At 73.4% G+C, this 8,791-nt stretch carries 9 protein-coding genes; 1 reads left to right on the top strand and 8 read right to left on the bottom strand.

Annotated features, from left to right (window positions below; genetic code table 11):
• The 5 genes from H489_RS38680 to H489_RS33755 all read right to left on the bottom strand — a co-directional run.
• On the bottom strand, positions 1-500 hold a 500-nt coding region (locus H489_RS38680; protein WP_017888285.1), incomplete at its 3' end, for an ATP-binding cassette domain-containing protein.
• Positions 497-1,297: an ABC transporter permease gene (locus tag H489_RS33770; protein ID WP_017888284.1), complete on the bottom strand. Its 801-nt coding sequence runs from the start codon at positions 1,295-1,297 to the stop codon at positions 497-499. The genes H489_RS38680 and H489_RS33770, both read right to left, overlap by 4 nt.
• A gap of 3 nt (positions 1,298-1,300) precedes the next feature.
• On the bottom strand, positions 1,301-2,110 hold the full coding sequence (gene modA / locus H489_RS33765; protein ID WP_017888283.1) for a molybdate ABC transporter substrate-binding protein: 810 nt from the start codon (positions 2,108-2,110) through the stop codon (positions 1,301-1,303).
• On the bottom strand, positions 2,107-2,523 hold the full coding sequence (locus H489_RS33760; RefSeq protein ID WP_017888282.1) for a TOBE domain-containing protein: 417 nt from the start codon (positions 2,521-2,523) through the stop codon (positions 2,107-2,109). Before H489_RS33760 ends, modA begins: the two co-directional genes overlap by 4 nt.
• Positions 2,524-2,582: 59 nt before the next feature.
• Entirely contained in the window at positions 2,583-3,638 is a 1,056-nt protein-coding gene (locus tag H489_RS33755) for a ThiF family adenylyltransferase (RefSeq protein WP_040420048.1), read from the bottom strand.
• 95 nt (positions 3,639-3,733) lie between these two features.
• Here H489_RS33755 and H489_RS33750 point away from each other — a divergent pair, with 95 nt between their 5' ends.
• A complete protein-coding gene (locus tag H489_RS33750; protein WP_017888280.1) occupies positions 3,734-5,386 on the top strand; it encodes a glycosyltransferase family 39 protein in 1,653 nt (550 codons plus the stop codon).
• Positions 5,387-5,428: 42 nt separating this feature from the next.
• Here H489_RS33750 and H489_RS33745 read toward each other — a convergent pair whose 3' ends face one another.
• The 3 genes from H489_RS33745 to H489_RS33735 are packed head-to-tail and all read right to left on the bottom strand — an operon-like array spanning position 5,429 to position 8,742.
• A complete protein-coding gene (locus H489_RS33745; RefSeq protein ID WP_017888279.1) occupies positions 5,429-6,361 on the bottom strand; it encodes a 4-(cytidine 5'-diphospho)-2-C-methyl-D-erythritol kinase in 933 nt (310 codons plus the stop codon).
• Positions 6,362-6,370: 9 nt separating this feature from the next.
• On the bottom strand, positions 6,371-7,675 hold the full coding sequence (locus H489_RS33740) for an O-acetylhomoserine aminocarboxypropyltransferase/cysteine synthase family protein (protein WP_017888278.1): 1,305 nt from the start codon (positions 7,673-7,675) through the stop codon (positions 6,371-6,373).
• Entirely contained in the window at positions 7,672-8,742 is a 1,071-nt protein-coding gene (locus H489_RS33735) for an LLM class flavin-dependent oxidoreductase (protein ID WP_017888277.1), read from the bottom strand. Before H489_RS33735 ends, H489_RS33740 begins: the two co-directional genes overlap by 4 nt.
• Positions 8,743-8,791: the final 49 nt, after the last annotated feature.

The following is an 8,791-nucleotide window of genomic DNA, read 5'->3' as shown; positions in this document are numbered from 1 at the left end:
GCCGAGGTCGGTTCGTCGAGCAGCAGCACCGCGGGGTCGGTGGCGAGCGCGCGGGCGATCGCGACGCGCTGCGCCTGACCGCCGGAGAGCGTCCGGGGGTCGCGGGCAGCCAGGTCGGCGACCCCGACGGCGTCGAGCGCATCGCGGGCACGCTCCCGGGCGGCGGCGCGACCGGCGCCGGCAGCACGGGGTCCGAAGGCGACGTTCCCGACGACGTCGAGGAACGGGAACAGGTCGGACCGCTGTGCGACGAGCCCGGTCCGGCGGCGGTGTGCGGGGACGGTGTGCCGTGGGTCCGACACGCGGACGCCGTCGAGTTCGATCCGGCCGGCGTCGATCGGCAGCAGTCCGGCCAGGGCCTCGAGCACCGTGGACTTGCCGGCACCGTTCGGCCCGATGACCGCCACGCACTCCCCCGCACGGACCTCGATCGTGACGTCGACGTCCCGCGACCCGACGACGACGTGCGCCCGGACGGCCACGGTTTCCGCGCCCGTCACGCCAGTGCTCCGCGGGTGCGGATCGACGACGCCCCGATGACCACGACGGCGACCACCACGAGCACGACGGCCAGGGCCACCGCGGTGTCCGGGTCGACCTCGCGCTGCAGGTAGACCTCGAGCGGCAGGGTCCGGGTGACCCCCTGCAGGCTGCCGGCGAAGGTCAGGGTCGCGCCGAACTCGCCGAGTGCCCGGGCGAAGCAGAGCACGAGCCCGGACACGATCCCCGGCAGGACCCGCGGCGTCGTGACGGTCAGGAAGGTCCGGGTCGGCCCGGCGCCCAGGGTCGCGGCGACCCGCTCGTACCGGTCGCCCTCGACACGGAGCGCCCCCTCGACCGAGGACACCAGGAACGGCATCGCGACGAAGGTCTGGGCGATGACCACCGCGGTCGTGGTGAACGCGATGTGCAGCCCGTGGTCGTCGAGGAACGCTCCGACCACCCCGAGCCGACCGAAGGCCGCGAGCAGCGCGAGGCCACCGACCACCGGCGGCAGCACGAGCGGCAGGAGCACGACCGCCCGTGCGACACCGACCCAGCGTGAGCGTGACCGCGCGAACAGCACGGCGAGCGGGTACCCGAGGACGAACGCGACCCCGGTGGCCGCGAGCGCCGTGCCGAGGCTGAGCCCGAGCGCGGTCAGCGACGCGGTGGAGGTCACGAGCCCGACGAACGACGACCAGTCCACCCGACCGAGCATCGCGAGCACCGGCACGACGACGAACAGTCCGCCGAGCACCGCGGGCAGCGGGAGCCACCACGCGACCGGCGGCCGTCCGTCAGTGCGCGGCGCCACGGGTCAGGGCTTCCCGAAGCCCGCGGCGGACAGCACGCGCTGCCCGCCGGTGGAGCGGACGTACTCCGCGAACGCCTGGGCGAGCTCCGGGTCGGCGGACTGCTGGAGCACGCCGATCGGGTAGGTGTTGACGGCGTCCCCGGACTCGACGAAGGGCACGCCGTCGACCTTGCCGTCCGCGCCGCGCACGTCGGTCACGTAGACCAGCCCGGCGTCAGCCTGCCCGGACTCCACCTTGCCGAGGACGTCGGTGACGGACTGCTCCTCGCTGACCGGGCGCAGGTCGACATCGGCGGCTCGCTCGACCTTCGCGGCCGCGGTACCGCACGGCACGGGGGCGGCGCACGTGACGAGTTGCACCCCCCGGGCGCGCAGGTCGTCGAGCCCCGAGATGCCCTTCGGGTTGCCGGGTGCGACCGCGATCTCGAGCGTGTTCGTGGCGAAGTCCTGCGGCGATCCGCTCGCCAGGTCGTCCGACGACAGCTTCGCCATGTTCGCCTCGTCCGCCGACGCGAACACGTCGGCGGGAGCGCCGTTCTGGATCTGGCTCACGAGGTCACTCGACCCGGCGAACGAGAACCGGATCGAGGCGCCGGGGTGCGCCTGCTCGTACTCCTTGCCCAGGGTCGTGAAGGTCTGCTGGAGCGACGCCGCGGCGAAGACGGTGATCGAGCCGGTCGGTCCCTCGGTCCCGGAGCCCGACGGCGTCGACGCGCCCGGGCCCGTGTCTGCAGCGGTGCAGGCGGCGAGCCCGGTCGAGACGGCGACGGCGAGGGCCAGTGCGGCGGCGGACCGGAGGCGACGACGACTCATCGCTCGTCCTCGTGTCGGGTGGGCGCCTCGACCGCGACCATCGTGGCCTTCACGGACGCCACCGCGACGGACCCGATCTCGAGCCCCAGGTCGCGGACGGCCTCGGCGCTCATCAGGGACACCACCCGGTGCGGGCCGCACTGCAGTTCGACCTGCGCCATCACGGTGTCGACGACCAGGTCGGTGACGATCCCGACGAAGCGGTTGCGGGCCGAGCTCGTCACCGCCGCTGCCGGGTCAGTCAGCTCGGAGCTGCGTTCCCGGGCGTACGCAGCGACCTCGCGCCCGTCGACCACCGCCCGCCCAGCGTCGTCCGTGGCACGGGTGAAGGTGCCGCCGTCGACGAGCCGACGCACGGTGTCGTCACTGATCCCGAGGAAGGCCGCAGCGTCCCGTACCCGCAGTTGCGTCATGATCCACCGATCCTAGCCGCGGATGCGGCGGCCAGGGCAGTGCTGGTGACCGGGCTGGGTCAGGACCGGTGCTCGATCGCCACGGGCAGCCCCTCGCGACGCCAGGCCTCGAACCCGCCGTCGAGCACCGCCACGCGCCTCCCGGCCGGCTGTCTGGCCGCCCATGCGTCCGCACGGGGTCCGCGTGCGCAGTAGACGACGACCTCGTCCCCGCCGGTGTCGTCGGTGACGGCACCGGCGACCACGCCGGCCGCGCGTTCCTCGGCGGTCCGGACGTCGACGACGACCAGCGGGTCCGCCGGGTCCGCCACCCGGGCGGCCAGGGCGGACGGCGCGATGCGCGGCGGCGTGGCGGCGGCCGCGGGTGCCGGGCGACGCGAGGCGGGGCCGCGACGGACGGGGCTCTCGGTCCAGCGCCAGCGGCGGGCGTCGACGGTCAGGACGCGGCCGAGCAGGGGGTCGCCGGTGCCGGTGACCAGCGCGAGGACCTGCCCGGCCATCACCGCACCGACCGCGCCGCACAGGGCGGGGACGACCCCGTCGAGGGCACACGACCCCTCGTCCGGCAGGGCGTCGGGGTGCAGGTCGTGGAAGTCGACACCGTCTCGTCCGGCGTCGCGGAAGACGCTGACCTGCCCGTCGTGGCCGAGCACGGTGCCCCACACGAAGGGCACACCAGCCGCGGCGCAGGCGTCCGAGACGGCGCGGGTGACCACGACCGAGTCGGCGGCGTCGACCACGACGTCGTGCCCGGCGACCAGGTCCGGCGTGAACGACCCGACCACCGCGACCGCGTCGAGTTCCGGGTCGACGGCGACGGCCCGGGCGACCGCGACCTGCGCCTTCGGCGAGCCGACGTCGGCCGCCGTGAAGAGCGTCTGCCTGGCCAGGTTCGAGGCGTCGACGACGTCCGGGTCGACGACCGTGAGCCGACCGATCCCGGCGAGGTACGCGACAACCGGTGCCCCGAGCCCGCCGGCCCCGACGACGAGGATGCGCGATGTGGCCAGGCGTCGCAGCCCGGTCGTCCCGACGTCGGCGAGCGCCGCGGTGCGCGAACCGAGCTGCGCCCGCCCCGGGGACAGCGCGGAGACAGGGGCGACGAGGGGTTCCATCCCGTCATTCTGGCCCGTCGCACCGAACTCGTGCATGTGAGAGTTCAGCGCCCGGACGCGGCGGATCCCCAGAGCAGATCGGTACGGTCGCGGGCGTGAGTTCCCCGCGTACCGGCACCGTCCCGATCCGACGCACGACGTCGGCTTCGTCGGTGCGCGCACGCGCCTGGGCGCTCGTCGTCGCCGCTGTCCGGGCCCTCGCACGGACGCCCGAGATCACCGTCGGCGCGCTCGGTGTCGTCGTCGTGGCCGCCTTCGCCTGGGTGCCGTCGGTCTGGTACGACGAGGCCGCGACCGTCGCGAGCGCACAGCGGAGCTGGCCGGCGCTCTGGGCCGAGCTGCAGAACGTCGACGCGGTGCACGGTCTCTACTACGCGGTGATGCACGTGTGGTTCACCCTGGTCGGGTACTCCCCCTTCACCCTGCGGTTCCCGAGCGCACTCGCCATCGGGGTGTCGGCCGGACTCGTCGTCGCCCTGGGCCGGCGGCTGGGCGGCGTCCGCCTGGGCGTCGTCTCCGGCATCGTGTTCCTGCTGCTGCCCCGCGTCGCCTGGGCCGGCGGCGAAGGACGCCCGTACGCCACCGTCACGACCTTCGCCGTCGCGCTGACCCTGGTCGGCATCACCGCGGTCCGACGCAGCCGGTCCGGGCACCACGCGACCCGGTGGTGGGTCGTCTACGGGCTGCTCGCCGTGCTGGCCGTGCTGTTCAACGTGTACCTGGCCCTGGCCGTCGTCGCGCACGGGGTCGTGCTGCTCTGGACGGCCGTCGCCGACCGTGCCGCGCGGCGCGACGCCGTGCTGTCCGAGCGCACCGGTCCGGTGCCGGCGCCGATGGTGGACCGCGCGGCGTTCGTCCGCTGGGGCGTCGCCGCCGTCGGGGCCGCGCTCGTGGTGTCACCGTTCATCGTCCTGGCGGCCGGGCAGGCCAAGCAGGTCGGCTGGATCACCGGCGTCGGCTGGGCAACGGTGCGACAGGTCGTCGCGACCGCCTGGTTCGGGGCCGTGTGGCCGTACGCGGCGCTCGGGTGGGTCCTGATGGCCGTCGCCGTCGTGCTCGCCGTCCGCGCGTCCCGGGGCCCCGCCCCCGCGGCCCGCGAAGCGCTGCGCATGCAGGCGGTCCGCGTCGCAGTCCCGCTGACGATCCTGCCCACCGCGCTGCTGGTCGGCGCGACCGCGGCCGGCGAGCACCTGTACACGCCGAAGTACGCAAGCCTGAGCCTGCCGTTCGTCGCGCTGCTCATCGGCCTGGCGATCACCGCGATCCGTCCCCGCCGGTGGGTGGTGCTCGCGGTCGTCGGCATGCTGCTGGTGTCGGCGCCGACGAGCACGACCGTCCGCCTGCCCCACGCCAAGCAGGACTCGCACTGGGCGAACGCGGCGGCGATCATCGATCGTGAGCGGGACTGGCGCACGGACCAGGAAGAGGGCGTCGTCTTCGGCAGCGTCTGGGGGCACCCGACCACCACCGCGCAGGTCATCGCCGACACCTACCCCGACGCGTTCACCGGCATGCGGGACCTCGCCGTCACGGAGACCGGCGCCGCACGCGGGCAGCTCTGGGACGTCAACGGCGACGTCGCGGAGACGGTACCCGCGCGGCTCTCCGGCATCGACACCGTGTGGTTCGTCGGCGGCAAGTCACGGAACATCCGGCCGCAGGTCACCGAGACGCTCGTGGCCGAGGGGTTCCACGTCGTGCGCTACTGGCACACCGGCACGGTCATCCTCTGGAAGTACAGCCGCTGACGGTGGGACGCCGACCGTCGGCCGACCGGGTCGAGCGACGGGTCAGTGCACCACGCGTGCGCCGTGCACCGGGCCGGTGGCACGGAGTGCGACGAGGCCGGCGGCGCTGAGCTCGACCTGCAGTTCGAGCGCGGCGTCACGGTCACCGACCAGGAACGCCACGGTCGGTCCGCTGCCGGACACCAGGCCGGCCAGGGCACCGGACTTCTCACCGAGCTCCAGCGTCGCCGCGAGCCGGGGCTGCAGGCGCATGGCCGGTGCCTGCAGGTCGTTGTGCACGCAGTCGGCGAGCAGGTCGGGGTCGCCCGCGCGCAGGGCCTGCAGCACGTTGGCCTCGACCACGGGGTGCGAGGGCGCCGGGAAGATGTCGGCGCGGTACCGCTCCCGGTGCTCGTCGAGCGCACGGTAGACGGCGGGGGTCGACAGGCCGTCGTCGCTCAGGGCGAGGACCCAGTGGAACTCGCCCTTGGCCAGCGCCGGGCTCAGCTCGTCACCGCGCCCGGTGCCCACGGCGGTGCCGCCGGCGAATGCGAACGGCACGTCGGCGCCCAGCTGCGCGGCGAGCCGGAGCAGCTCTTCACGCCCCAGCGCGGTGCCCCAGAGCGTGTCGACCGCGAGCAGGGTCGCGGCCGCGTCTGCGGAGCCACCGCCCATGCCGCCGGCGACGGGCACCTGCTTGTCGATGGTCAGCCGCACCCCACCGCGGTGTCCGGCCGCGTCGGCCACGAGCCGGGCCGCACGGATCGCCAGGTTCGACTCGTCGACCGGCACGGCACGCGTGTCGATCGGGCCGGTGAAGGTGACCGAGAAGTCGTCGGCGGCCTCGGCGGTGACGTCCTCGTACAGGGACACGGCCTGGTACGCCGTGGCGACGTCGTGGTAGCCGTCGTCCTGCAGCGCCCCGACGGACAGGAACACGTTGATCTTGCCGGGGGCGCGCGTCCGCACGCGGGTCGGGGCGGCCAACGTGGTCATGCCCCCAACCTATCCCGCTGCAGCTGCCGTGAAGCCCCGCGCCAGGTCGGCGGTGATGTCGTCGATGTGCTCCAGGCCGATCGACAGGCGGATGAGTCCGTCCCCCACCCCGGCGGCCGCCCGCTCGGCGGAGGTCATCTGCACGTGGGTGGTCGATGCCGGGTGCACGACGAGCGAGCGGACGTCCCCGAGGTTCGAGACGTGGTCGAACAGCTCGAGCGCCGCGACGAACCGCCGGCCTGCAGCGACCCCGCCGGCCAGGTCGAACGACAGCACCGCCGACGGCCCCTTCGGCACGTAGCGCTGCTGCAGGTGGTGCCACGGCGAGTCCGGCAGGCCGGCGTAGTGCACGTGCTCGACCTGGTCGTGCGCGTCCAACCAGGTGGCCACGGCGGCGGCGTTCGACACGTGCCGGTCCATGCGGAGCGACAGGGTCTGGATGCCCTGCAGCACCAGGAACGCGTTGAACGGTGCGATCGCGGGCCCGAGGTCGGCGGAGAGCTTCGAGCGGGTGCGCTGGATGAACGCCCGCCGCCCGAACTTCTCGGCGAAGTTCGTGTTCGCGAACCCGGATTGCTCGGCCGTGGCCAGCTGCGGGTAGGCGTCGGCGTGGGCCGCCCAGTCGAAGTTCCCGCTGTCGACGATGAGCCCGGCGATGGCGCTGCCGTGTCCGGCCAGGTACTTCGTCGCCGAGTGCACGACGATGTCGGCACCGTGCTCGATCGGGCGGACCAGGTACGGCGTCGCGATGGTGTTGTCGACGATGAGCGGGACACCTGCCCGGTGCGCGACGCCGGAGACCCCGGCGAAGTCCAGGACGTCCCCGCGGGGGTTCGGGATGGACTCGCCGAAGAACGCCTTCGTCTCCGGACGCACCGCCGCCGCCCACTCGGACAGGTCGGTCGGGTCCTGCACGAACGTGAAGGTGATGCCGAGGTCCCGCAGCGTCGACGCGAACAGCGTGTAGGTCGCGCCGTACAGCGAGGCGCTCGACACCACGTGGTCGCCGGCGCGTGCGACACCGAGCACGGCCAGCGAGGTCGCCGCCTGCCCGGACGCCAGCGCCAGCGCGCCGATCCCGCCCTCGAGGTCGGCGATCCGGCGTTCGAGCGCTGCCGCCGACGGGTTGTTGACCCGCGTGTAGGTGTGGCCGGGGGCGTCGAGCATGAAGCGCGCGGCCGCGTCCTCGCCCGAGGGGTACACGTACGCGGCGCTCTGTGCGATCGGCGGCACGTTCGCGCCCCAGCCCGGGTCGGCCTTGAAGCCGGCGCGGATCTGGCGGGTCTCGAAGGCCCAGTCGTCCTCGGTGCTCACGAGACCGGCTCCGAGACACCCGCGGCGGTCGGGGTGGTCGGGGCCGTCGGCCGGACGAGTGGGATGACCTGCTCGCCGAACCGGTCCATCTCCTCGAGCTGCGGCGAGAACTGCAGCAGGAGCGTGTCGACGCCGGCGTCCTCGAACTCCTTGATGCGGGCGGCCACCTGCGAGGGGGTGCCGACGAACCCGGGGCGCAGGCCGCGGTTCGACACCGAGTAGTCCTCGAGCGAGGGCACGTGCTCGAGCTGCGACTTCGAGATGAAGTCCTGGTACGACTCGTACGCCGTGCCGTGCTGCACGTCGGTGATCCGGGCGAACTCGGCCTGCGCCTCTTCCTCGGTCTCCCGGACGATGACGTAGGCGGCCATGCCGAACGCCTCGAACGGCGGCAGCCCGGCGTCGACGCGGCGGCGCTTCATCTCGTCGATCTTCGCGCGGAGCTCCGGGGCCGTGCCGCCGTGGGTCAGGTAGGCGTCGGCGTACCCGGTGATCGCGGCCTTGCCGGCCTCGCTCTCACCACCGGCGTAGATGCGCGGCGTCACGCGGGGCTTCGGCTCGAGGTGGGCGTTCTCGATGTCGTAGTACTCACCCGAGAACGAGTACGGGGTCTCGCGCCACAGGCCCTTCATGACCTCGACGAACTCCGCGGTGCGCTTGTACCGGTCGTCGTGCTCCGAGAAGATCCCGCCGTACTGCTTCGCCTCCTCCGCCCACCAGGCGCTCACGACGTTGAAGGTGAACCGGCCGCACGAGATGTCGTCGATCGTCGCCGCCTGCTTCGCCGTCACCGCGGGCAGGTGGTAGCCGGGACGCATCGCCGCCATGATCTCCAGGCGCTCGGTCGTCGCCGCGATCGCCGCCGCGAGGGACCACGCCTCGAGCGAGGGCGCCGCCGTGCCCTTGATGTCGTTGAGGTTGAGCTCCGGCACGAGCGTCAGGTCGAAGCCGATCCGCTCGGCGCGCTGCGCCAGGCGCTTCACGTAGTCGAAGGTGACCGGCATGTTCTCGTTGTCGACGTTGCGCAGCCAGCCGCCGAAGAGCGGGGTCCAGTATCCGAATCGCACGTGGGTTCCTTGGGGGTGTGGGAAAGGGGACTGGAGGCCCGTGGCGGGC

Source organism: Curtobacterium flaccumfaciens UCD-AKU, assembly GCF_000349565.1.
In the GTDB taxonomy this organism is placed as follows: domain Bacteria; phylum Actinomycetota; class Actinomycetes; order Actinomycetales; family Microbacteriaceae; genus Curtobacterium; species Curtobacterium poinsettiae.
Note: the sequence above shows the minus strand (reverse complement) of the source record. Positions and strands in the feature narration are given on the sequence as shown.